The organism is Nisaea sp. (assembly GCF_034670185.1).
Classification (GTDB): domain Bacteria; phylum Pseudomonadota; class Alphaproteobacteria; order Thalassobaculales; family Thalassobaculaceae; genus Nisaea.
Window position 1 is genome coordinate 315,508 of record NZ_JAXMNY010000002.1, and the last position, 22,774, is coordinate 338,281.

Annotated in this window: 21 protein-coding genes; 14 read left to right on the forward strand and 7 right to left on the reverse strand. The window is 62.4% G+C overall.

Annotated features, from left to right (window positions below):
• Positions 1-3 precede the first annotated feature (3 nt).
• The 3 genes from aroC (at position 4) to VOI22_RS11160 (ending at position 3,445) form a co-directional block, all read left to right on the forward strand.
• Positions 4-1,089, forward strand: a complete 1,086-nt coding sequence (gene aroC / locus VOI22_RS11150; protein ID WP_323796560.1) for a chorismate synthase — start codon at positions 4-6, stop codon at positions 1,087-1,089.
• 93 nt (positions 1,090-1,182) lie between these two features.
• The gene (gene sppA / locus VOI22_RS11155; RefSeq protein ID WP_323796561.1) at positions 1,183-2,952 is read left to right on the forward strand and encodes a signal peptide peptidase SppA; all 1,770 of its coding nucleotides are present in this window, start codon (positions 1,183-1,185) and stop codon (positions 2,950-2,952) included.
• 10 nt (positions 2,953-2,962) lie between these two features.
• Positions 2,963-3,445 (forward strand): hypothetical protein, encoded by a 483-nt coding sequence (locus VOI22_RS11160; RefSeq protein ID WP_323796562.1) that lies wholly within the window; start codon positions 2,963-2,965, stop codon positions 3,443-3,445.
• Positions 3,446-3,460: 15 nt separating this feature from the next.
• On the opposite strand, the gene VOI22_RS11165 is transcribed toward VOI22_RS11160, so the two are convergent.
• The gene (locus VOI22_RS11165) at positions 3,461-5,086 is read right to left on the reverse strand and encodes an acyl-CoA synthetase (protein ID WP_323796563.1); all 1,626 of its coding nucleotides are present in this window, start codon (positions 5,084-5,086) and stop codon (positions 3,461-3,463) included.
• Between the two features lie 157 nt (positions 5,087-5,243).
• On the opposite strand from VOI22_RS11165, the gene VOI22_RS11170 reads away from it, so the two are divergent.
• The 3 genes from VOI22_RS11170 to VOI22_RS11180 are packed head-to-tail and all read left to right on the forward strand — an operon-like array spanning position 5,244 to position 7,540.
• A complete protein-coding gene (locus VOI22_RS11170; protein WP_323796564.1) occupies positions 5,244-6,041 on the forward strand; it encodes a phytanoyl-CoA dioxygenase family protein in 798 nt (265 codons plus the stop codon).
• A 17-nt stretch (positions 6,042-6,058) separates the two neighbouring features.
• Positions 6,059-6,349 (forward strand): cupin domain-containing protein, encoded by a 291-nt coding sequence (locus tag VOI22_RS11175; RefSeq protein ID WP_323796565.1) that lies wholly within the window; start codon positions 6,059-6,061, stop codon positions 6,347-6,349.
• An 18-nt stretch (positions 6,350-6,367) separates the two neighbouring features.
• Entirely contained in the window at positions 6,368-7,540 is a 1,173-nt protein-coding gene (locus VOI22_RS11180; protein ID WP_323796566.1) for an amidohydrolase, read from the forward strand.
• On the opposite strand, the gene VOI22_RS11185 is transcribed toward VOI22_RS11180, so the two are convergent.
• The 5 genes from VOI22_RS11185 to VOI22_RS11205 all read right to left on the reverse strand — a co-directional run bounded on the left by VOI22_RS11185 (position 7,537) and on the right by VOI22_RS11205 (position 12,104).
• Entirely contained in the window at positions 7,537-8,301 is a 765-nt protein-coding gene (locus VOI22_RS11185; RefSeq protein WP_323796567.1) for an isocitrate lyase/phosphoenolpyruvate mutase family protein, read from the reverse strand. The two genes, VOI22_RS11180 and VOI22_RS11185, sit on opposite strands and share 4 nt — an antisense overlap.
• The gene (locus tag VOI22_RS11190) at positions 8,255-9,370 is read right to left on the reverse strand and encodes a trifunctional transcriptional activator/DNA repair protein Ada/methylated-DNA--[protein]-cysteine S-methyltransferase (protein ID WP_323796568.1); all 1,116 of its coding nucleotides are present in this window, start codon (positions 9,368-9,370) and stop codon (positions 8,255-8,257) included. Before VOI22_RS11190 ends, VOI22_RS11185 begins: the two co-directional genes overlap by 47 nt.
• Positions 9,371-9,579: 209 nt before the next feature.
• Positions 9,580-10,386, reverse strand: a complete 807-nt coding sequence (locus VOI22_RS11195) for a PhzF family phenazine biosynthesis protein (RefSeq protein ID WP_323796569.1) — start codon at positions 10,384-10,386, stop codon at positions 9,580-9,582.
• A 27-nt stretch (positions 10,387-10,413) separates the two neighbouring features.
• Positions 10,414-11,118: an alanyl-tRNA editing protein gene (locus VOI22_RS11200; protein ID WP_323796570.1), complete on the reverse strand. Its 705-nt coding sequence runs from the start codon at positions 11,116-11,118 to the stop codon at positions 10,414-10,416.
• Positions 11,115-12,104, reverse strand: a complete 990-nt coding sequence (locus VOI22_RS11205) for a threonine dehydratase (RefSeq protein WP_323796571.1) — start codon at positions 12,102-12,104, stop codon at positions 11,115-11,117. The genes VOI22_RS11200 and VOI22_RS11205 overlap by 4 nt, the downstream gene beginning before the upstream one ends.
• A gap of 207 nt (positions 12,105-12,311) precedes the next feature.
• Here VOI22_RS11205 and VOI22_RS11210 point away from each other — a divergent pair, with 207 nt between their 5' ends.
• Both VOI22_RS11210 and VOI22_RS11215 read left to right on the forward strand, forming a co-directional pair.
• Positions 12,312-13,712: a PLP-dependent aminotransferase family protein gene (locus tag VOI22_RS11210; RefSeq protein WP_323796572.1), complete on the forward strand. Its 1,401-nt coding sequence runs from the start codon at positions 12,312-12,314 to the stop codon at positions 13,710-13,712.
• Between the two features lie 31 nt (positions 13,713-13,743).
• Positions 13,744-14,328 (forward strand): GNAT family protein, encoded by a 585-nt coding sequence (locus VOI22_RS11215; protein ID WP_323796573.1) that lies wholly within the window; start codon positions 13,744-13,746, stop codon positions 14,326-14,328.
• Positions 14,329-14,384: 56 nt separating this feature from the next.
• Here VOI22_RS11215 and VOI22_RS11220 read toward each other — a convergent pair whose 3' ends face one another.
• On the reverse strand, positions 14,385-15,596 hold the full coding sequence (locus tag VOI22_RS11220; protein WP_323796574.1) for a M20/M25/M40 family metallo-hydrolase: 1,212 nt from the start codon (positions 15,594-15,596) through the stop codon (positions 14,385-14,387).
• Between the two features lie 389 nt (positions 15,597-15,985).
• Between VOI22_RS11220 and VOI22_RS11225 the strand changes: the two genes are divergently transcribed.
• The 6 genes from VOI22_RS11225 (at position 15,986) to VOI22_RS11250 (ending at position 22,769) form a co-directional block, all read left to right on the forward strand.
• Entirely contained in the window at positions 15,986-16,939 is a 954-nt protein-coding gene (locus tag VOI22_RS11225) for an ABC transporter substrate binding protein (RefSeq protein ID WP_323796575.1), read from the forward strand.
• Positions 16,936-18,855 carry an ATP-binding protein gene (locus VOI22_RS11230; protein ID WP_323796576.1) on the forward strand — a complete coding sequence of 640 codons (1,920 nt, stop codon included), beginning with the start codon at positions 16,936-16,938 and terminating at the stop codon, positions 18,853-18,855. The genes VOI22_RS11225 and VOI22_RS11230 overlap by 4 nt, the downstream gene beginning before the upstream one ends.
• Positions 18,856-18,949: 94 nt before the next feature.
• The gene (locus tag VOI22_RS11235; protein WP_193173203.1) at positions 18,950-19,111 is read left to right on the forward strand and encodes a YqaE/Pmp3 family membrane protein; all 162 of its coding nucleotides are present in this window, start codon (positions 18,950-18,952) and stop codon (positions 19,109-19,111) included.
• Positions 19,108-20,538, forward strand: a complete 1,431-nt coding sequence (locus VOI22_RS11240; RefSeq protein WP_323796577.1) for a mechanosensitive ion channel family protein — start codon at positions 19,108-19,110, stop codon at positions 20,536-20,538. The genes VOI22_RS11235 and VOI22_RS11240 overlap by 4 nt, the downstream gene beginning before the upstream one ends.
• Positions 20,539-20,672: 134 nt before the next feature.
• Positions 20,673-21,062 carry a DoxX family protein gene (locus tag VOI22_RS11245; protein ID WP_323796578.1) on the forward strand — a complete coding sequence of 130 codons (390 nt, stop codon included), beginning with the start codon at positions 20,673-20,675 and terminating at the stop codon, positions 21,060-21,062.
• Between the two features lie 147 nt (positions 21,063-21,209).
• Positions 21,210-22,769, forward strand: a complete 1,560-nt coding sequence (locus VOI22_RS11250; protein ID WP_323796579.1) for an adenosine deaminase — start codon at positions 21,210-21,212, stop codon at positions 22,767-22,769.
• Positions 22,770-22,774: the final 5 nt, after the last annotated feature.

Below are 22,774 nucleotides of genomic sequence, written 5' to 3' on the forward strand. Positions count from 1 at the left end.
TACATGGCCAGCAATTCCTTCGGTGAGGTCTTCCGCTTCTCCACTTGGGGCGAAAGCCACGGGCCCGCTATCGGCTGCGTTGTCGATGGTGTACCGCCGCGCCTGCCCGTCTCCGAGACGGACATCCAGTTCTATCTGGACCGGCGCAAGCCCGGACAGAACCGCTTCACGACCCAGCGCCAGGAGCCGGATCAGGTGAAAATCCTGTCCGGCGTCTTCGAGGGCCAGACCACCGGCACCCCGATCGGGCTGATGATCGAGAATACGGACCAGCGCTCGAAGGATTACGGGGACATCATGAGCCGGTTCCGGCCGGGTCATGCCGACTTCACCTACGAGGCCAAATACGGCATCCGCGACTATCGCGGCGGCGGACGGTCTTCCGCGCGGGAAACCGCAATGCGGGTGGCCGCCGGCGCGATTGCGCGCAAGATCATCAGTGCCCGTCTCGGCAACGCCTTCCATCTGCGCGGCGCTCTGGTTCAGGTCGGCCCACACAAGGTGAACCGGGACAACTGGGACTGGGAAGAAGTCGAGCGTAACCCATTCTGGAGCCCGGATGCGAAAGCCGCCGAGGTTTGGACGGACTATCTCGACGGTGTGCGCAAGGCTGGATCTTCCGCCGGCGCGGTCATCGAGATCGTCGCCGAGGGTGTCCCTGCCGGACTGGGCGAGCCGGTCTACGGCAAGCTCGACAGCGACCTGGCAGCGGCAATGATGACCATCAACGCGGTCAAGGGCGTCGAAATCGGGGACGGGTTCGCCGCCGCTGAAATCCCCGGCCATGAAGCCGCGGACGAAATGCGGATGGACGGCGATAATCCGGTCTTCCTGTCGAACCATGCCGGCGGCGTGCTCGGCGGGATTTCCTCCGGCCAGCCGGTCGTGGTGCGGTTCGCCGTGAAGCCGACCAGCTCCATCCTGACCCCGCGCCAATCCGTCGACAAGGATGGCAACGAGGTCGATGTGGTGACCAAGGGCCGGCACGATCCTTGTGTCGGTATCCGTGCCGTTCCTGTCGGAGAGGCCATGATGGCCTGCGTTCTGGCGGATCATCTGATGCGCCACGCGGCCCAGTGCGGAAGCTGAGAGCGGCCAGAACCTCCTCTGCCTTTGTAAAGCCATCGTTTTGCTCTAGCGGAACTCCTATATGTAGGGGAGATAACGAGGGGTGCTGCCGCAATGCTTAGATTTCTGAAAGGGCTCTTGATCAGTTTCGGGGTCCTGTTCCTGGTTCTGGTCGTCGGAGCGGTCGTCGGCCTGCGCTATGTTGCGAACCAATGGCAGCCAGAGCCCCTGCCCGAGCATATGGTGCTCTCCCTCACGCTGAAGCCCGAGCTGCGCGAGACATCGGTCGGCGCACTTCCTTTCGAGAATGTCTTCAATCCCGGCTCGCCGTCGTTGTTGGATCTCGTGAACATTCTGAAAGCGGCAAGCGAAGATGAACGCGTTCAGGGCCTGTTCCTCGATCTTTCCGCCGCCGACGTTCGCCCCGCCGAAGCGCAGGAGCTGAGAGAGGCGATCTCGCGTTTCCGGGCAAGCGGCCGTTTCGTGCAGGCCTATGCGGACAGCCTGGAAGGCAATGGCGGGATCTCGACCTATCACCTTGCGACCGGCGCGGAGAGCATCGCCCTGCAGCCCTCCGGACTGCTCGACATCCGCGGCATAAGCCTCTCGACGCCGTTTTTCGGGGAGGCGCTGGAAAAACTCGGGATCGAAGCCGACTTCCGCACCCGCCACGAATACAAGGGCGCCGCAGCGTCCATGACGAGCGCGGCGTTCCCACCCCCGATCCGGCAGAACTACCGTCGGCTTGTGGACTCGCTCTATGCCGGGATTGCCGCCGATATCGCCACCGCCCGACGGCTCTCCCCGTCTTCCGTCAACGGGCTCATCGATACCGCTCCGCTGACAGCCGGAGAAGCCAAGAGCAACGGCCTGATCGATCAGATGCTTTACCGTGACCAGGCAATCGACGCCGCAAGAGCACGGGCGGACGGCGCCAGACTGGTCCCGCTCACCCGATACTGGAACGATGCAGATACGGAAAACGACGACGAAACCCCGACGCGGATCGCGGTGATCGCGGTCGACGGTCCGATCGTGCGCGGCCGCGCACCGTTGTTCGCACGCGATCGTCAGGCAGCGGCTCAAAGCATCGTCGATACCGTCGAAGATGCCCGGAAGGATACAAGGGTCAAGGCGATCATCCTCCGGGTCAGCAGCCCCGGCGGCAGCTACGTGGCGTCGGACACCATTCTGCACGCCTTGTCGGCGGCCCGCGCCGACGGCATGCCCATCATCGTTTCGATGAGCGACATGGCGGCATCCGGCGGATATTTCGTCGCGCTCGCGGCAGACCATGTCGTCGCCCATCCGAACACCATCACCGGCTCCATCGGGGTTGTCAGCGGCAAGCTGAACCTGTCCGGGTTTCTGGGTGAATACGGCGTCCGGACAGACAGCGTCAGCGCCGGCCGCAATGCCGACATGTTCAGCATGACGAAGCCCTTCAGCGCCGATGAAAGCGCCCGGCTCGACGCTGTTCTGGATACTATTTACGAGGATTTCACGACCAAAGTCGCCACCGCCCGGCGCCTCGGCCCGGCGGAGATTGACGCCGCCGCGCGCGGGCGTGTGTGGAGCGGCGAAGACGCGAAACGTATCGGCCTTGTCGATGTACTCGGCGGCTATGCGGAGGCTGAAGGGCTTGCTCGGGACGCGGCCGGAATTGCTCCGGAAACCCGCACCGCTCTGGTTGCCTATCCGGAACCGCGCCAGGATCTGAACGCCTTCGTGACCGCGCTTGAGGACGGCGAGATCGGTGAATCCGTGAGTCGTCTAGACGCGCTGTTAACTTTTATACGATATCGTGGAATTATAGAGTCAGTGCTGAACAGCACCGGAGGTGACCGAATCGACGCTTCGGCGCCCCCCATAAATGTCCGCTGAGGAGAATCCGATGTCGCGACTTTTGCCTGTATTCGGGCTGGCTATTTTGCTTGCAATGGGTCACGCCCCCAACGCGCTGGCCGCCAGCGACGGTGATGAAGCGAACGCAAAAGTCGAGGCTGAGCGCCTGCAGAAGGACAAGGACCAGCGTAAAAAGGACAAAAAGTTCAATCGCGACATTACCTACCGGCACGCCATCGGGCCGGACGTGCTGCCGCTGGGTCCGTTCACCATTTCGCTCTATATCGACGGACGCCTGACGGAGCACCGCCTCAAGGTTGCCTTGCAGGCGGTAGACACGGCCAAGAAAAGTGAGCTCGAGGCCGCCAAGACACAGCTCTACGGAATCGTCTATCCGCTCTGCCTGAAGCTGTTCGAGAAGGGCCGACCGTCCTCGTCCGACATTCTCGCGTTCAAGGCGCAGGTGCAGAAGAATGTATCGACCCGGTTCAAGGACAGCCTGAAGGGCGTCTATATTGAGTCGGTGCTCTAGAAACCCTCAAAGGGATCAGAGCGCTTTCGCCTGATCCCGCAGCACGAATTTCTGAATCTTGCCGGTAGAAGTCTTCGGCAACTCGCCAAACACCACGGTTTTTGGCGCCTTGTAATGCGCCATATTCTCCCGGCAGAAGGCGATCAGATCGGCTTCCGCGACCGTCGCCCCCTTTTTCAGGGTAACAAAGGCGCAGGGTGTCTCGCCCCATTTCTCGTCCGGTCGTGCCACCACCGCCGCATCCAGCACTGCCGGATGACGATAGAGAACGCCCTCCACCTCGATGGTCGAGATATTCTCCCCGCCGGAGATAATGATGTCCTTCGAGCGATCCTTCAGCTCGACATAGCCATCCTCGTGCCAGACCCCGAGATCGCCGGTATGAAACCAGCCGCCGCGGAAGGCGTCATCGGTCGCTTTCGGATTCTTCAGGTAGCCCTTCATGACGATATTGCCGCGCATGAAGACCTCGCCCATGGTCTCGCCATCCTGCGGCACCGGCTCCAGCGTCTCCGCTCCGGCCACCATCAGGCCTTCCTGCACCGGATAACGCACGCCCTGTCGTGATTTCAGCCGGGCCTGCTCCTCGATCGGCAAGCCGTTCCACTCCTCGTGCCATTCACAGACCACCGCCGGGCCGTAGACCTCTGTCAGGCCGTAGACATGGGTGATCTTCACGCCCTTCGCTTCCATGCCCTCGATCACTGAGGCAGGCGGCGCGGAGGCGGCGGTCATCATCTGCACCTGATGATCCCAGTCCCGGCTTTCTTCTTCCGGCGCGTTCAGCAGCATCGACATGATGATCGGCGCACCACAGAGATGGGTGACACCATGATCGGCAATGGCGTCGTTGATGTCCTTGGCGGCAGTCCGGCGCAGGCAGACATGAGTGCCTCCGAGCATGGTGATGGTCCAGGGGAAGCACCAGCCGTTGCAGTGGAACATCGGCAGTGTCCAGAGGTAGATCGGATGGTGCGCCATGCCCCAGACCAGCGCATTGCCCAGCGCGTTCAGATAGGCGCCGCGATGGTGATAGACCACACCCTTCGGATTGCCTGTCGTTCCCGATGTGTAATTGAGCGCGATGGAGTCCCATTCATCGTCCGGTGGCACAGCGGCAAAGTCCGGGTCGCCCGTGGCGAGGAACGCCTCATATTCCATCTCGCCAAGACGCTCGCCCGAGGTTGCCGCCGGATCCTCGATATCGATCACCAGGATGTCCCGCTTCACCTGTTTCAGCGCCTCCCGGATCACCGGCGCGAACTCTGTGTCAGTCAACAGCACGCTGGCTTCGCCATGGTCGAGGATAAAGGCGATGGTCGGCGCATCGAGCCGGACATTCATCGCGTTCAGCACGCCGCCGGTCATCGGCACCGCGAGGCTGGCTTCAAATGCGGCGGTGATATTCGGCGCCATGACAGCGACCGTCTTGCCCTTGCCAATCCCGCGTTTTGCCAATGCGGAGGCCAGACGATGGCAACGCTCCCGCGTTTCGGCCCAGGTGAACCGGCGGTCGCCGTCGATCACGGAAGTCCGTGTCGGGAAGACAGCGGCGGTTCTGGCAAGAAACGAAATCGGCGTCATCGGCACGTAGTTCGCCGCGTTCCGGTCCAGATTTTCCTCGAACGGATTCCCGCTCATTCCGCTGTTCCCCCTGATTTTTGGCCGACCCGGCATTTCGCTTTGCCGAAGGCTAACGTCCGATGGACCGGGCTGCAATGCACTCGGCGTATTAGGGCGTTGCAGAGCCGGTCGCGGCAGGGTTAGCCTTCAGCTTCCTGCCTTCCGGAGCGACCCCATGCTGCATCCACTTCTCACCCAGAATCTGGTCGACGCCTATTGGCGTGACGGCGCAGTTTTGATCAAGGGCCTGTTCAAGGACCATGTCGATCAGATCACCGCCGGGATCGAGCGCAATCTGGCCGAACCGGGTCCGTTCGCCGGGGACAATCTGAAACCCGGCGAGGGCGGACGCTTCTTCGAAGATTACTGCAACTGGGAGCGCATCCCGGAATTCGCCGACGTGGTCAGGAACTCGCCCGCCGCCGAAGTTGCAGCAGGTCTGATGGGCTCGAAGCGCACGCAGATGTTCCACGAGCATGTGCTGGTGAAGGAGCCCGGCACGTCAAAGCCGACGCCCTGGCATCAGGACAGCCCGTATTATTTCGTCGACGGCATGCAGAATGTCAGCTTCTGGGCGCCGGTCGATCCGGTGACCGATGCCTCGCTGCGCTGCGTTGCCGGCTCACACCGCTGGGAAAAAGAAGTGCTGCCGACGCGCTGGCTCTCCGACACCAACTTCTATCCCGGCGATGACGATTATATGCCTATCCCCGATCCCGACGCCGAAGGCATGCCCATCCTCGAATGGCCGCTTGAGCCGGGCGATGCCGTCGCCTTCCACTTCCGTAACCTGCACGGCACCCGCGGCAACGAGACCGGCAACCGGCGGCGGGCGTTCTCGCTGCGCCTTGTCGGTGACGATGCCCGCTATGTGGAGCGCCCCGGCCCGACCTCCCCGCCCTATCCCGGCCATGACATGAAGCCGGGACAGGTACTCAGGGAAGACTGGTTTCCGTTTCTTTACTCCGCCTGATCCGGAAGGAAATCGCCATGTCCGAGGCCCGCCCTCAAGCCGTTCCCACGACCCTGCTGGACGACGACGTCGTCCGCATCACCCGATGGGATTTCCAGCCCGGCGCCGAAACAGGCCATCATGTCCACGGCATGGGCTATGTCGTCGTGCCGATGACCGACTGCCAGTTCCTGCTGGAAGAACCCACCGGCCCGCGCCGCGTCGACATGGCCGCCGGTGCAGCCTACAGGCGCGATGCCGGGGTTGAGCATAACGTGGTCAATGGCGGCGACGCGCCGATGGCCTTCATCGAGATCGAATACAAGTAAACGGACAGACCGGACACCATGCGGAACTTCGACCATTTCCTGACGCCGGAAGAAGAAGAAACTCTCGTCGCCTTCCGGCACGACCTGCACCGCCACCCGGAGCTGTCCGGCGAGGAGGAATGGACCGCACGGCAGGTCACGGAGTTCGTCGGCGCGCGATCGCCGGACAAGGTGCTGACAGGCCTCGGCGGGCATGGGGTCGCGGCGATCTATGAAGGCGCGGAGCCGGGGCCGACATTGCTTGTGCGCTCCGAACTCGATGCCCTGCCGATCCAGGAACTCTCCGGCCTCGACTACAGCTCTGAAATTGACGGCAAGGCACATCTCTGCGGCCATGACGGCCACACGACCACGCTGGCCGCGCTGGCCTACGGGCTGGAACGGGAACGTCCGGCGCGGGGCCGTGTCGTGCTGATGTTCCAGCCGGCGGAGGAAATCGGCGCGGGCTCAGCCGCCGTCATCGCCGATCCGCGCTATGACGAGATCCGGCCGGACATGTCGATCTCCCTGCACAACATGCCGGGCATTCCCATTGGCCACGCAACGCTGGCACCGGGGATCGTCACCTGCGCCTCGCGCGGCATGGAAGTCCGGCTGACCGGCAAGACAGCTCATGCCTCCCAGCCGGAAACCGGCACCTCGCCGATGGCTGCGCTCTCTACCCTGATGCCGGCCCTGTCCGCGCTCGGCGGTGGAGACATCAAGGGCGCGCATTTCTCCATGGTCACGGTCACCCACGCGTCCATGGGCGAGCCCGCCTATGGCGTCGCCCCCGGTGCGGCCCGGCTGATGGCGACACTCCGCACCAAGTCGGACGGGGAAATGGCGGCCCTGGTGGCCGAGGCGGAAGCGACGGTCGACCAAGCCGCGAAAGCCGCCGGACTGGGTTTCGAGATTTCCTATGATGACGTGTTCGACCACACGGAAAACCATCCCGAAGCCGTGCAGTTACTCGAAGAAGCACTGGACGCGCGCGGCGTCACCCATGATCCGGGCGACCTGCCATTCCGCGGCTCGGAGGATTTCGGCCGCTTCGGGCAGGGCTCGAAAGGCGCGATGTTCTTCCTCGGCGCCGGTGAGAACCGCCCGCATGTCCACAATCCGGACTATGTCTTTCCGGACGAGTTGATCTCCATCGGATCAGGCGTCTTCATGCGGGCGATCCGGAACTATCTGGGAACTGCACGTTAGGCGTAGACCGCCGACGCCTGCTCCGTCACCCAGGCCATCATGTCCCGCCACGGACCCGGCCCGTAGCTGATCCTGGAAACGCCCAGTGCCGACAGCTCTTCCGGCTCGGGCACGCCCGGCATGATCAGGATGTTCAAGGGCAGGGAGACTCCCTCGGCCGCGCGGCGGATCAGCTCCGGCGTCTTCAGGCCTGGCATGAAAATCCCACTGGCGCCCGCATCGGCGTAGGCTTTGGCGCGGGCGAGCGCCTCGTCCATCAAGCGCGGGTGATTGGCAGCATCCCGGTCTTTCAGGAAGATATCCGTGCGGGCATTGATGAAGAACGGCAGGCCCGCGTCCTCGGCGGTGGCTCGTGCGGCGCTGATTCGCTCCGCCTGTTTCGCCACCGGATAGAGCCCCTCCCCGCCGACCTTCTGGTCCTCGAAATTCACCCCGACGGCACCGGCGGCGATCATCCGCGCGATGTTCCGGCCCACTCCGCTCGGGCCCGCAGCATAGGCGCCTTCGAAATCGACGCTGAGCGGTAATGCGCTGGTCGTCGTGATCCGCTTCACGATCATCTCCAGCATGTCGAGCGGCAGCGCTTCGCCATCACCGTAGCCTTGCGCACCCGCAACCGACCAGCTTCCCGTCGCCAGCGCTTTCGCCCCGGCATCGGCAACCGCCTTGGCGCTGCCCGCATCCCAGATATTGAAGAGAATGACCGGATCGCCCTTACGATGCAGATCCGCGAATGCCTGTGCCTTGTCCGCTTGCGACATGTGTTTGTTCTCCCCCTTGGCTTGCATAGGCCTGTTCAAGTTCGATCAGTTTCTGTTTCCGCCAGATCCCGCCGCCATAGCCGGTGAGCGAGCCGTCGGCCCCGATCACACGGTGGCAGGGAATGGCGATGGCGATCTGGTTGGCACCGTTGGCGCGCGCGACCGCCCGGGTCGCGGACGGGCGGCCGATGGCCTTTGCCAGATCGCTGTAGCTCCGCGTCGCGCCCGCCGGGATGCGTCGAAGTTCCAGCCAGACTTCCCGCGTGAAGGGGCTGCCGTGATAGGTCATCGGCGTTTCAAACCGGGCGCCCTCTCCCGAGAAATAGGCCTTCAGCTCGGCCTCGATCTGCTCCGTCGGAGCAAAGCGGCCGATACCGATGCCACCGCGCGTCGCATCGCGCAGCCGCTTCAACTCGCGCGGCAAAGCCTTGCGGTCGACAAATTCCAGAAGATGCAGGCTGGACCGGTCACTGACCGCGACCAGCGCACCGATCGGGCTGTCGATCCAGTCCGCCTTCAGGAATTCCTCGCCAGTGAAACTTGCGGGCGACTGGCCGAGTAGCCGGGCAAAAGCGGATCGAAACCCGCTTGGTGAGTCGAACCCGGCCTCAAGCTGCGCATCGATTACCCGCCCGCCATCGGAGAGGGTGACGAAGCCGTCCCGCAAGCGGCTGAGCCGGGCCATTTCAAGGAAGGTCACGCCGAACTGGCGCTTGAAACTGCGCCGCACGGTTGAGGGGTCGAGACCGCGCGCGATCACGTCCGCCTCGGTCCAGCGACGCGCCGGGTCGGCCTCGAAGGCGGCGATGAGAGTTTTCACAGCCGGGTCGGCCTCGGTCGCCGTCGCCACCGGCTTGCAGCGCTTGCAGGGCCGGAAGCCGGACTCGATGCATTCACCGACCGTGGAGAAGAAACGGCAGTTTTCCGGCTTCGGATTCCGCGCCGGGCAGTTCAGCCGACAGAAGATCCCGGTCGAGGTAACGCCGACATAGACCCTACCGTCATAGGCCGGGTCCCGCCGGACAAGAGCGTCATAGAGAAGGTCATGATTTTCAATGTCGTACAGCATGCCCCTCCTCTATCAAACCGCGCCCGGAGCGTCCGCCGCATTTCGGGCGGGGATATTTCTTTTCCGCTGTCCCGGCTTCTCTACGGTCGTCATCCCGGCCGGAGAGCCGGGACCTAGATGATCGAAAGGCACCGCCCTCCGCCCCTGGGTCCCCGCGTGCGCGGGAATGACGGTGAGGGAAGCGCCGGGATGACGCCCGCTAACGTCCCTCAGATCTCGATATGCCCCGAGAGATACCGTGCGGCCTTGCCGGCCATCTCCACCCGGTCGCCCAGAAGGGAGCATTTCAGCTCGCCGCCACGGGCCGATATCTGCCGGCCGACCAGCTTCTTCTTGCCGAGCCTGTCTGCCCAGTAGGGGATCAGCAGGCAATGGTTCGAGCCGGTCACCGGATCCTCATCAATGCCGTGGTTCGGCGCGAAATAGCGGGAGACGAAATCGACCTGCCAGCCCGGCGCCGTCGCCATGATGGAGACGGTCGGCAGCTTTCTCAGCGCACCGAAATCCGGGCTGAGCGCGCGGATCTGGTCCTCGTTCTCGAACACCGCCATCAGCCGGTCCCGCTCAGGCTCCTGCGGCGCGTCAAACAGCGCGACGGGTTCCGTACCAAGGGCTTCGAAAAGTCCCGCCGGGGCATCCCGCTTCGCAGGCGGGTAGCTCGGGAAATTCATGACGTAATAGTCGCCGTCCCGCCGCACGCGCAGGATGCCGCTGCGGGTCCGGAAGCTGATCTCCGGGCGATCCGGCATCAGGTCGTCGAAGATCAGCGCCGCACTCGCCAATGTCGCATGGCCGCACAGGTCGACTTCCACCGCCGGTGTGAACCAGCGCAGGTGAAAGTCGGCCTCGCCGGTATCGTCGGGCACGAAGAACGCGGTTTCCGCCAGATTGTTCTCGGCGGCGATCGACTGCATGGTCGGATCTGTCAGCCAGCTATAAAGCGGACAGATAGCCGCCGGATTGCCCCCGAACACATTCTCGGTAAAGGCATCGATCTGGTAAATTGGAACCCGCATTTCCTTGTTTCCTTCTGGTACGGATGACTACTCAACCAGCGTCAGATTGATCCGCCGGTTCTGCTTGCCCTTGTTCTCGATCTTGCCGATCTGGATGCTTCCGATCTCCTCCGTGGAGCGGACATGGGTGCCGCCGCAGGGCTGGAAATCGACGTCGTCGCCAATCCGGATCATGCGCACCTTGCCGCTGCCCATCGGCGGTTTGACGGACATGGTGCGGACCAGATCGGGATTGGCTGCCAGCTCATCGTCTGTGATCCAGGAAATGGAGATCCCGTGGTTGCCTGCGATGACCTGGTTCAGTTGCTCGGTCAGGGCCTCTTTTTCTGGACGCTCACCCGGAATGTCGAAATCGAGCCGGCCCTTGCCCGCGCCGATCTGCCCGCCGGTCACACCGCCATCGACCACGGAGCAGAGCAGATGCAGCGCCGTATGGATGCGCATATGCTTGTAGCGGCGGTCCCAGTCGAGCGTGACTTCAACCTCATCGCCGACCGCCGGTGCGGCCGCGCCCTCTTCCAGCTTGTGCAGGATGCCGCCTTCGCCCTTCACCGCCTCGATGATGGCGAGAGTTCCGCCGGGGCCTGTCAGCGTGCCGCTGTCGCCGGGCTGGCCGCCGCCGGTCGGATAGAAAACGGTGCGGTCCAGCACCACCCCGTCCGGGCCGGATGCCAGCACTTTCGCGGTGCAGGATTTCAGGTAGGAATCTTCCCGGAACAGCTCTTCGGTCACGTCGCAGTCTCCTCTTGTGTCTCCGCGCCCATCAACACCTCGCGATAGAGCGCAAGGTCGACATTGGCACCGCTGAGAATGAGCGCAACCTTTTGCCCCGCATTGGAGTCTTTCTCTTTGAGGCAGGCCGCAAGCGGAGCGGCCGCGGCGCCTTCGGCGACATTATGGGTATCGGTGAAATAGTGCCGCATGGCCGCCTTGATCTCCTCCTCGGAGACCCGGACGATCCGCTCCGCGCCTTTCAGGATCACCTCCACCGCCTGCGGCACCGGCACCCGGCAGGCAACGCCGTCCGCCATGGTGTCCGCGCTGTTGGTCGAAACCGGCTTTTTCTGCTCGAAGGAAAGTGCGTAGGCCGGCGCATTTTCCGCCACCACGCCGATCACCTGCGTCTTCAGGCCCAGCGCATCCCGGGCCGCGATCACCCCGGAGATGCCGGAGCCGAGCCCGATCGGTACATAGACACGGTCGAGATCCGGGCAGGCCGTGAACAGCTCGAGACCATAGGTCGCCACCCCGCGCACCAGATCCGGATGATAGCTCGGCAGCAGGTGTAATCCCTCGCCCTCAGCGAGCGAGATCGCATGTTCGAACGCCGCCTGGAAATCCTCGCCATGCTCGATCAGCTCGGCGCCGAGCGCGCGCATGGCGGCGTTCTTCTCAACAGAATTTCCGTGCGGCACCACGACCACGGCCCGGAGACCGGCCCGCGCGGCGGCGAAGGCCACGCTCTGTCCGTGATTGCCCCGTGTCGCCGTGATCACACCGGCACATTCCGGCATGCGGCGCTTCAGGCCATCCATATAAACCACCCCGCCACGCATCTTGAAGGCGCCGAGCGGTGTCTGGTTCTCGTGCTTGACGTGGATCTCCGCCCCGGCGCGCTTCGAAAGCAGCGGCCAGTGATGTTGCGGCGTCGGCGGCACGACCTGATGTACCAGCCGGGCCGTATCCTCAAGTTCGTCTCGCGTGAATGAAAATGTCACGGTCCGTCCTTCCCGGTTGCAGTCAATCAACCCGCATCATGTCAAAGCCATCAGCATCAATCCATGGCGCCAGACTGGGCCGCCACACTGGATTGTCACTATTTTCAATCACATTTATCGATACAATATTACGATTGATGCGATCCAATACCTGCGTAATATCGGTTCAATCATCGATCAATCGATACATTGTCACAGAGACAAAGTATGCACAGCCAACCGATGGACTGGGTTCCCGACCTCAGCGACCGGCCCGGACCGAAATATCTCTCGATCGCCCGCGCCATGGCGGAAGACATCGCCACCGGCGCCCTGCAACCGGGCACGCAACTGCCGACGCATCGTGAGCTGGCCTATCAGCTCGGCGTGACCGTCGGCACGGTATCGCGCGCCTATGCCGAGGCCACGCGGCGCGGCCTGATCGATGGCGAGGTCGGCCGCGGCACCTTCGTACGCCGCCGGATCGGGCGGGATATGGGTGAGATACCGGCCGGCGCGAACCGGGGCGGGATCGATTTCGGGCTGAACTTTCCACCCATGGGCGATATGGAACGGGATGCCTTCTCCGATGCCCTGAAGGAAATCGCCGACAGCCGCGACCTGATGACCCTGATGGCCTATGCCCCGCACGGCGGCGCGCCGCGCCATCGCCAGGCGGCGGCGGACTGGATGCGTGCCCTCGGCGTAGAGACCGACGCGGGCCGTTCCATTGTTACCACCGGCGGACAGAACGGCATGCTTGCCGCCTTCGCCGCGCTTGTGCAGGCAGGGGATACAATCCTTGTCGAAAAGCTGACATATCCTGGCATTGTCCCCCTTGCCGAAATGCTCGGTCTGAAGGTCCAGCCGGTGGATATGGATGCCGAAGGCGTGCGTCCGGATTCCCTTGAAGAAGCCTGCCGCAGTTTCGCGCCACGGGCGCTCTATTGCATGCCGACCCTGCAGAACCCAACCAACGCGGTGATGGGCGAGCGGCGGCGCGAGGACATTGCCGCCATAGCGGAACGCTACAATCTGATCCTGGTCGAGGACGATCTCTACCGCTTCCTGGTGGCGGACGCACCGCCGCCACTCGCGAACTACCTGCCGGATCAGACGATCTTCATCACCTCGGCGGCAAAGCAACTGGCGCCGGGTCTACGCATCGGCGGCGTCAGCGCGCCGCGCGCCATGGTGCCGAAGCTGGAGCGGGCGATGCGGGCCTCAACCTGGATGGCGGCACCGGCCATGGCGGAAGTCTTCGCGCTCTGGGTCGACCGGGGCATCGCCGGTGTTCTCGCCCGGGAAAAGGCCGAGGAAATGCGCGTCCGTCAGGCCGCCGCCTCGGAAATCCTGCAAGGCTTCGAGTTCGCCGGGCACCCGACCAGCATGCATCTCTGGCTCACCCTACCGGAGCCCTGGACCGACCGCGACGCCGTGGCGGTGCTGGGCGAGCATGGCGTCATCGCCTCCTCCGGGCAGGTTTTCGCCACCTCCCCCGGCGCTGGCCGCAACCGGTTGCGTCTCTCCCTCGGCAACCCGAAAGACCTGAAGATTGTGCGCCACGGTCTCGGCGTCATCGCCGAAACCCTCGCCGGTGCGCCGCAACAGGCCGCCTCCATCGTCTGACCCACTTTTGCCTACTTAAGGACCATCCGAAATGAAAGTCGAACCCGTTACCCTGACCGGCAAGCATGTCCGCCTGGAGCCGATGAGCGAAGCCGCCATCCCGGCCCTGCAGAAAGCCGCTCTCGACCCGGCGATCTGGAAATGGACCTGGCCGGGAACGGACCCGGATGCGGTCGCGGCCTATGTGCGCCTTGCACTGGAGAACCAGCAAAAAGGCATTGATCTGCCCTTCGTCACCATCGACGCCGCCAGCGGCGACGTGGCCGGATCGACCCGCTACATGACCATCGACACCAAGAACACGCGCGTTGAGATCGGCAGCACCTGGCTAAACCCGCGTTTCCAGCGTTCCCCGCTGAATACCGAATCCAAATACCTGATGCTGACCCACGCCTTCGAAACCCTCGGCTGCATCCGGGTCGAGTTCAAGACCCACCACCGGAACGAGCAGTCCCAGAATGCCCTGAAGCGGATCGGTGCGATCTATGAAGGCACCCTGCGCCAGCACATGATCCACACCGACGGAACGCTCCGGGACTCGGTCTATTTCTCCATCCTCGACAAGGAATGGCCGGAAGTGAAGAAGATGCTGGAAGCGAAGCTGGCGGCGAGATAGCCCCTGCCGGGCCGGACACGCTCACAAAGCTATCCGGCCCGGGCGTTTTCAGTAGATCACCCTTCCACAAACCCCGCCGTTGCCACCAACGCCAGAAGTCCGGCATTCAATCCGCGCAAGCTCAACTCCGGCTCCACATCGATCCATTCATCAACCGTGTGGGCCCGACCGCCGGCGCCGCCGTGGGAGAATTTGACCGCGGGGACCCCGTGCGCCATCGGGATGTTGGCGTCTGTCGAGGAGGCGGAGAAGGCTGGCTCGAAACCGTAGGCCTTGATAGCGGCGACGCTGGCTTCGACGATGGTGGTGTTGTGCGCCGTGGTGCCCGCCGGGCGGTTGCCGATCTGGGTGAGCTCGACGCTGATTTTGCCGTTTGTGGAATCGCCGCGCGCATTCTCGCCCGCGACAGCCGCTTCGATCAGCGCTTTCACCTCACCATCCACCCGGTTCAGTACCTCGGCGGATTCCGAACGCAGGTCGATCTCAGTCCAGACCTCTTCCGGGATCGCATTCACAGACGTGCCGCCGCTGAAGGTGCTGGCGCAATAGGATGATCGGGGATCGCCCGGCACCTCGATCTTCGACATGCCGACAAGGAAGCTGCCAAGCGCATAGGCCGGGTTCACCGTGCCGAAGGCGCCAAGGCTATGCCCGCCCGGCCCCTTGAAAGCGACCTTGTAGCGGTAGGAGCCGACCCCGGCGGTCACCAGATCCTGGGTCTCGATACCGTCGAAGGTGAAGAAGGAGGCGATGCGTTCTCGATAGGCGTTCTCGGTGAAGAGATAGCGCACACCGCGCAGGTCGCCCTTGCCCTCCTCGCCGACATCGCCGACGAAGAGAATGTCCTGCTCGGTCTCGATCCCGCCCGCGTCAAGCGCCCGGATGAAGGCGAGCAGCGTCGCCAGCCCGCGCGTGTCGTCGCCGACGCCGGGGGCGAACAGCTTGGTGCCCTCCCGGCGCACTTTCACATAGGTGCCCTCGGGGAAGACCGTATCCAGATGGGCGGCGGCCACGACGATCGGGCCGTTGCCCCGGCCGCGCCGAAGCCCGGTGACATTGCCGATGCCATCCCGCTGCACGTCTTCCAGACCGAGCGCCCGGAACATTTCCTCATAAGCCGCTGCCCGCTTCTCTTCCTTGAAGGGCGGGGACGGGATCTCGGTCAGGGTGATGATCTCGCCGACGAACCGGTCGTGACCGGCACGGAGATCGTCGGTGGCTTTTTGGAACTGGGCGCTGGCGCGGATGGTATCGGTATCGTGGATCATGGCTTTGCTCACGGGGACGGTCGAAGAAGGGGCAACACAATCATAGCCTACAGGAAACAGAACGGGCTCAGCATCCACTGGATCGGCATCACCGGGTTGCCGATCAGGAAGCAGCCAAGGTCGGTCGATTCGAGCCATCTTGACCAGCAACCGCCCCGCTTTATCTTCTTCGTTCTGCACGGAACACGGTTCGGTGCTTTGCATTTTTATTGAAGCCCGTACAATCGCTAAAGCTTTAAACTAAAAACGTATTTGCACACAAACAGGGTGTTGCAGTGCCTTCAGCCGGGAGCCGTCCGACGCACGCATTTTTGAAATTACTGTTTCTTGTCCTCTGCTTCTGGCTGCTTCCACAGGGCGCGGTTGCGAGCGAAACGCCTAAGCGCGTTGTGATCCTCCAGACTCTCACGTCTCCCTTTCTGGAAAAGTCGACCGTACGGTTTCGCGCGGAAATGACCAGTTTGGGATTTAAGGACGGCATTGATGTCTCCTACACCGTCCTGAATGCCAAAGGCGACTTCGGGCGCGCCAAATCCCTGCTGACATCCGCAATCGACCAAGGCGCTCCGGATCTGGTCGTGACAGTCGCCACTCTTGCGACCCGCGCCGGACGAGAGCTGCTTTCAGGAACGACAATCCCGCAGATGTTCCTGATCGTCACGGATCCGGTGGGCGAGGGGTTCGTGAGCGAGATGGGGAAAACCAGCGGATCCAACATTACGGGTCAGAGCCACGTTGTGCCGGTGGAATCCCAGTTGGCCCTGGTCTCCCAGATCTTGCAGACGGTCAAGCGTGACGCACCGTTCCGCATCGGAATCCTGCGGTCCACCTACCCCTCCGCGGTCAGCGAATCCGCCCAGTTGCGTGCCGCCGCGCACCAGTTCCCGATCGTGCGTTTCACCGACCTCGGCTTCCCCTATCTGGCCGGAGACAGCGGACGCCCGAAAATGCACAAAACGGCAGTTGAACTGGTAAATGCGCACAGAGACAACCTGGACGGCATATGGCTCGTCGCCGGGCCGAACCAGACCAACCTCGATTTCGTAAACGCAGTCCTTGCCACAGGCGTGCCGATCGTGAACAGCGGCAACATCAGGAACGCCCGCCTGGGGGCAATGATCGCCTTACAATCCACCGAAGAGCTCAACGGCAGGGCCGCCGCAGAAGCGGCAAGCGCCATTCTGGCCGGAACCGATCCCGGAAACATTCCAGTAACCCGGCCGAGCAAGTTCATTGCCGGCGTCAATGTTCTGACTGCCGCCAGACTTGGCGCCGTCATTCCCTCCGGCATTCTGGAATTGGCGCAAGAGAACGTATTCTATCGACAAGGTCGCGAAAATTGAGCCTTTACACGAAATTCATCGCCGCGATCATTCCCATCGTTCTGCTGGGAACAGGCGCTCTCGGCTACTGGTCCTTCACACATTCCAGGGACGTCCTCTACAGGACCGAGCAACAGTCGATGAACCTGCGGCTTGAGAGTGCGATCGACCAGTTTGTCGCCCGCCGCTACAAACTTCTGGAAACGACCGGTCTGAATGCCCTGAAATCCTATGTCGACCAGTACAAATCCGAGGCCATGGCCGATTTCAGGACACTCAGCGAGAAAACCGGCCGGCGCATCCTTGTTTTCGACCGCAACGGCACCGCTTTGTTCTGCGGCGGCTGCGAGGACGCTGTCTTTCCCGACGGCTGGGGAGATCTTGCCTCCGGCGTTTCCGACAAGCTCTTCGGAACCCACTTTGCGTCACCCAGTGACGACGCCGTGTTCAGCGCGACCCGGTTCGCAAAACAGGAATGGAACTGGGTCGTTCTCCTGACGATCCCTGAATCCGTGGTCTCGAAGGATGTCGAGGATATCCGGCTGGCGACGATCATCGTCTCTCTCGCGTCCATACTCGCCGTCGCCGGAATGATCGCCTGGGTATCGCGCAGCCTCCTTGTCACGCCAATCCTGAAGCTCAAGCTTGCTGCAGATTCCATTGCCCGCCAGGAGCCGATCTCCCGGATCGACATCAACTCGAACGACGAACTCGGTCGCCTCGCCCGGGATATGGAGATGATGTCCCAAGCCACCCACGATTATGTCGAGCGCGCGAATGCCGCGAACAAGGCAAAGTCCGGATTCCTGGCGACAATGAGTCACGAGATCCGGACACCGTTGAACGGCGTGCTGGGCATTGCCCAGCTTCTGGAAGACACGGATCTCAATCCGGACCAGCAGCGGAAAGTCTCCAACATCGTGGCCTCGGGCAAGACCCTGCTTGCGATCATCAATGATGTGCTGGACATGAGCCGGATTGAGTCCGGCGCCATGGAGCTGGAAGACACGGTCTTTGATCTGAAAGAGCTGCTGTCCTCGATCATGACCCCGTTCCAGACCGTGGCCGGGCAGAAAGGCCTTTCCATACGGGGCGAGTATGCGATCTCGGATCCCGCGCAGATGCGCGGCGACCCTGTCCGCCTGCGGCAGATACTCTGGAATCTTCTCAGTAACGCCGTGAAGTTCACGGAATCAGGCAGCGTCGTTCTCACGGTCAAGGATATCAGTGCGGACTCTGCGCCGACTGCCCTGACCTCGCCGGAGAAAACGCGCGGGATCCGTTTTGCCGTAACCGATACCGGCACCGGTATCGCGCCGGACCGCCAGGCATCCATTTTCGAGGCCTTCACCCAGGAAGACAGCTCGATCACCCGGAAGTTCGGAGGCACCGGCCTCGGGCTGTCCATCGTCAGTCAGATCGTCGAGCTCATGGGTGGCCAGATAGGGATCGAAAGCGAACTTGGGAAAGGAACGACGATAGATGTCTTTATCCCCTTCGGCATCGTCACCGAGGAGGATCTGGCGCGCACGCAGTCTGCAAGCCTGGCAGCTTCCGGCGAAAGGCGAACGCTCCCTGTTTATAAGGTCCTGGTCGCGGAGGACAACGCAATCAACGCCATGGTGGTAACCGCCGTCCTCGAAAAACTCGGTCAGTCCGTCAAGCATGTCGAGAACGGCCGCGAAGCCGTTGACGAAGTCATGCGGGGCGAGACCGACTTCGTCTTCATGGACGTCCACATGCCGGAGATGGACGGGATCGAAGCGACGAGAGAAATCAGAGCCGCCGCATCCAACAACGATGTCCCCATCATCGGCCTCACGGCCGAGGCTTTCGTTGAGCGCCACTCGGAATTCAGGAACGCCGGCATGAATGATGTGCTGACAAAGCCCTTCACGGAAGACCAGTTGTTCAGGGTGCTGTCACAGTTCGGGTGATTGCCCCGGTTAGCAACAAGACATTCAAATGGGGGAACCTTATCGCCAGCCCGGCGTTATAGCTAAGATTGGAACCCTTCCTGAGGATAGAGACATGACCATACTCCGACTGATCCTGACCATCCTATTGCCGCCGCTCGGTGTCTTCCTGACTGTGGGGATCGGCGGCCATTTCTGGCTGAATATTCTGCTAACGATCCTAGGGTACATTCCCGGTATTGTTCACGGGGTATGGGTCATCGCAAAAAGATCATGATTATGTGGCTCCGGGCGGCACTGGCCACTGTATTCGCTATTGTCATCCTTTGCCTGGCGGCCGTCGCCATCCCGGTAAAGGCCCAAGACAGCACACCCGAGGCAGGTGAGGTTTCCGCGGCGCCACAGGCCGTTGCCGTTACGCCGGTCGCGCGCGACGATGAGATCGCAACGCGGATCGAGGACATTCTGCAAGCAACAGGGTGGTACCCCGACATTGAGGTCAACGCGACCGACGGCGTTGTCTTCCTCGACGGCGTCACCGGATCCGACGAGCACCGCGGATGGGCACGCGACCTTGCCTCCAAAACCCAGGACGTGGTTGCCGTTGTCAACCGGATCACGGTCAAGCCCGAGATCGACTGGAGCTTCCGGCCGGCCCTTTCCGAAATAACAATACTCCTGCGTAACGGCCTCGCCAGCCTGCCGCTGATCGTTCTTGCACTGGTGATCCTGCCGCTGGCGTTCTACGCCGCCGTATTCGTTGCACGGATGATCGAATGGATATTGCGCGGGCAGGTCGACTCGCCCTTCCTGCGCAGCGTCATCGCGCGGACGGCGGCGATCCCGGTTTTCCTGATCGGACTATACATTGTCCTGCAAGTCGCCGGCCTGACCCAGCTCGCCCTATCGATCCTCGGTGGCGCCGGGGTGGCTGGCATCGTTGTCGGCTTCGCTTTCCGTGACATTGCCGAGAATTTCCTGGCGAGCCTCCTGCTCAGCATCCGGCAACCGTTCCGGCGCGGCGACTATATCGCCGTCGGCGGTCAGGAAGGCACCGTCCAGAGCATGAACACCCGCAGCACGCTTCTGTTGTCGCTCGAAGGCAACCATATCCAGATCCCGAACGCGACGGTGTTCAAGAACACCATCGTAAACTATAGCGCAGCCCCAACCCGCCAGGAATTCCTCGAGATCGGCGTCGGCTATGACGTATCGATCGCCGCCGCGCAGGAGATCATCCGCAAGGTTCTTGTCGACCACGCCGCCGTTCTGGAACAGCCGGAGGAGCCACTTGTCCTGGTCGACTCCCTCGGCAGTTCGACCGTCAACCTGCGTGCCTATTTCTGGTTCGATGGCAGGGCTTATTCGGTTCTCAAGATCAGGTCCGCCCTGCTTCGATTGGTCAAGAAGGCCCTGATCGAGGAAAATATCTCGATGCCCGGCGAAACCCGCGAAGTCATCTTTCCACAGGGTGTTCCGATCATTTCGACGGACAGCGCCCCGGCGCCAGCCCAGCCGGCCCTTCCAGCTTCCCGCGAAGAGATTTCCGTGCCGGAACCGGAGGTCACGGAATCAGGCGCCGCCGCGACCATATCGGAAGGTGATCTGGAGAATGAGACAGAATCCTTGGAACGCCATGCAGCCTCGGCCAACATTCCGGAGGCTGGAGAGGATCTGCTGTCTGATTCAGACACCAAGCCCTAAAGAGGGTCGCCCTTGACGGCTCCGGGCCGAGCGGTTTCCTGTAGGCCCAGAGCCGCGATGAGAGGTTTTGCCAGCCCGAAAGCAATGCGCTACGGTCCGGGAAACACCCTCAGACAAGAATGGAACAGGCTCCGATGAGGAACAAGCTAGCGCCTTGGGCGCCGACTGTGCTCAGCATTACCCGCGCGGTCGCCGGGCTGATTTTCATGGCGCATGGCACGCAGAAAATTCTGGGCTTTCCGGCTGGCGGGAATACGCCGTCAATGTTTTCCATGTCCTGGACGGCTGGCATCATCGAGCTGATCTGCGGCGCGCTCATCGCCATCGGTTTTCTGACACGCCCCGCCGCGTTCCTGTCATCCGGCCTGATGGCCTTCGCTTACTGGATCGCACACGCGCCACGAGATTTCTATCCGGTGAACAATGGAGGCGACGCCGCGATCCTCTATTGCTTCCTGTTCCTCTATCTCATTTTCGCGGGTCCCGGCCCGCTGAGCATCGATGCCATGCGGCGCCGCGCCTGAGCCCGGCCGACCATACCGCTGCGCTCTCCCGTCGGGGCGCGCAGCCAGCCCCCGCCGGAAGCGCCCCGGACACCCGCCAAACAACATAAAAGTGCAAAACATAGAATTCGCATATACTCTGACTTCACCCTCACGAAGAAGGAGCAGATGATGCGGATCATCTCGATCATGGCTGTACTTGCCCTGGGGTTGGGAGCGTGCGCGGGTGTTTCATCCGGCAATCCCGAAAGCCGCACCAGCACCCACTTCGAAGCAATCCGGGACGACCGCACGCTGACACGCGCCTTCCTGCAGGAGATGCCGAAGGGTGCGGATCTGCACACCCATCTCTCCGGCGCCGTCTATGCCGAGGCCTATATCCGCTGGGCCGCCGATCCGGATCTCCAGCTTTGCTACGACCCGGGCGCCCGGTCGATCGTGCAATGTGCCGCCCACGTCCCGCCAATGACGAAGCCGGATTGCAAAAGCGCGACGCAGGTGCGGATGAGTGATGCGGCAACGAGCGACGGCTGCATCGCAGCAATCACCGACAATCTCTCGATGCGCAATTTCCAGCCAAACCCGCTCTGGGGCGAGCGGTCGGGCCACGACCAGTTTTTCTCCACCTTTGCCCGGTTTGGCGCAATTTCAGGTGACCGCAAGGCGGAGAGCCTTGCCTGGCTCGCACGGAACGCTGCGCTGCAGAACATTGTCTATGTCGAGCCGATGATGACCCTCGGTTGGGTCAATCCGGCTGCTCTCGGCGTGACGCAGAAACTTGCTGGCGGCAGCGACAAGGATCTCGCCGCATTCGAGAAGGCGCTGCTCGATCACGGTTTTGGTAAACTGGTGGATCAGGGCGCCAAAGTCTTAAACGACGCCATGACCGGCGCCCGGGAGCAGATGGGCTGCGGCACCGCCAAACCCGAGCCAGGCTGCACCGTGACACTCCGCCAGCTCGGCCAGAGTATCCGCACCCAGCCGCCGGAAAACACCTTCGCTCAAGTCATGCTGCATTACATGATCGCGGACAGGGAAAAGCTCAGCGTCGGTGTCAATTTCGTGGCACCAGAGGATTATCACGTCGCCCTCCGGGACTATTCCCTGCACATGAAGATCTTCGGCTATTTCAAACGGAAGTATGAGACGGTCGGCCTGTCGCTTCATGCGGGAGAGCTTTGGCTCGGCGTCACCGAGCTAGAAGATCTCACCTTCCATATCCGCGAAGCCGTGGAGATCGCCCACGTCGACCGCATCGGCCATGGCGTCGATATCGGCTTCGAGAAAGGTAGCGGAGACCTAATTGAGCGGATGGCGCAGGACGGCATCGCCGTCGAGATCAACCTCTCAAGCAACGAGCAGATTCTCGGCGTCGCCGGCAAGGACCATCCGTTCCCGACCTATCTGAAGGCAGGTGTGCCGGTGATGCTCTCCACCGACGACGAGGGTGTCGAGCGCATCGACCTCACCAGCCAGTACCAGCTCGCGAGCGAGCGGTACGGGCTCGACTATGTCGCCCTCAAAACCCTGTCGCGGCAAAGCCTGGAGAAGAGTTTCCTGGCCGGGAAATCGCTCTGGCACGAATTCCGAACACTCCTGCCCGCGACAGCATGCGGGAATGGCTATGCGACCGCAGCCTGCAAAGCCTTCCTTCACGATAGCGACAAGGCCCGCGCCCAGGTTGAGCTGGAAAAACGGTTTATGACTTTTGAGGCACAGTGGCGATAACCCAA

Excerpts from the sequence above, each read along its gene's own strand:
- VOI22_RS11195 (WP_323796569.1), bottom strand. The coding sequence starts at position 10,386 with ATGCGGGTTCCAATTTACCAGATCGATGCCTTTACCGAGAATGTGTTC.
- VOI22_RS11190 (WP_323796568.1), bottom strand. The coding sequence starts at position 9,370 with ATGCTGTACGACATTGAAAATCATGACCTTCTCTATGACGCTCTTGTC.
- VOI22_RS11160 (WP_323796562.1), top strand. The coding sequence starts at position 2,963 with ATGTCGCGACTTTTGCCTGTATTCGGGCTGGCTATTTTGCTTGCAATG.
- VOI22_RS11220 (WP_323796574.1), bottom strand. The coding sequence starts at position 15,596 with ATGATCCACGATACCGATACCATCCGCGCCAGCGCCCAGTTCCAAAAA.
- VOI22_RS11250 (WP_323796579.1), top strand. The coding sequence starts at position 21,210 with ATGATGCGGATCATCTCGATCATGGCTGTACTTGCCCTGGGGTTGGGA.
- aroC (WP_323796560.1), top strand. The coding sequence starts at position 4 with ATGGCCAGCAATTCCTTCGGTGAGGTCTTCCGCTTCTCCACTTGGGGC.
- VOI22_RS11185 (WP_323796567.1), bottom strand. The coding sequence starts at position 8,301 with ATGTCGCAAGCGGACAAGGCACAGGCATTCGCGGATCTGCATCGTAAG.
- VOI22_RS11170 (WP_323796564.1), top strand. The coding sequence starts at position 5,244 with ATGCTGCATCCACTTCTCACCCAGAATCTGGTCGACGCCTATTGGCGT.
- VOI22_RS11175 (WP_323796565.1), top strand. The coding sequence starts at position 6,059 with ATGTCCGAGGCCCGCCCTCAAGCCGTTCCCACGACCCTGCTGGACGAC.
- VOI22_RS11180 (WP_323796566.1), top strand. The coding sequence starts at position 6,368 with ATGCGGAACTTCGACCATTTCCTGACGCCGGAAGAAGAAGAAACTCTC.
- VOI22_RS11165 (WP_323796563.1), bottom strand. The coding sequence starts at position 5,086 with ATGAGCGGGAATCCGTTCGAGGAAAATCTGGACCGGAACGCGGCGAAC.
- VOI22_RS11235 (WP_193173203.1), top strand. The coding sequence starts at position 18,950 with ATGACCATACTCCGACTGATCCTGACCATCCTATTGCCGCCGCTCGGT.
- VOI22_RS11215 (WP_323796573.1), top strand. The coding sequence starts at position 13,744 with ATGAAAGTCGAACCCGTTACCCTGACCGGCAAGCATGTCCGCCTGGAG.
- VOI22_RS11240 (WP_323796577.1), top strand. The coding sequence starts at position 19,108 with ATGATTATGTGGCTCCGGGCGGCACTGGCCACTGTATTCGCTATTGTC.
- VOI22_RS11245 (WP_323796578.1), top strand. The coding sequence starts at position 20,673 with ATGAGGAACAAGCTAGCGCCTTGGGCGCCGACTGTGCTCAGCATTACC.
- sppA (WP_323796561.1), top strand. The coding sequence starts at position 1,183 with ATGCTTAGATTTCTGAAAGGGCTCTTGATCAGTTTCGGGGTCCTGTTC.
- VOI22_RS11210 (WP_323796572.1), top strand. The coding sequence starts at position 12,312 with ATGCACAGCCAACCGATGGACTGGGTTCCCGACCTCAGCGACCGGCCC.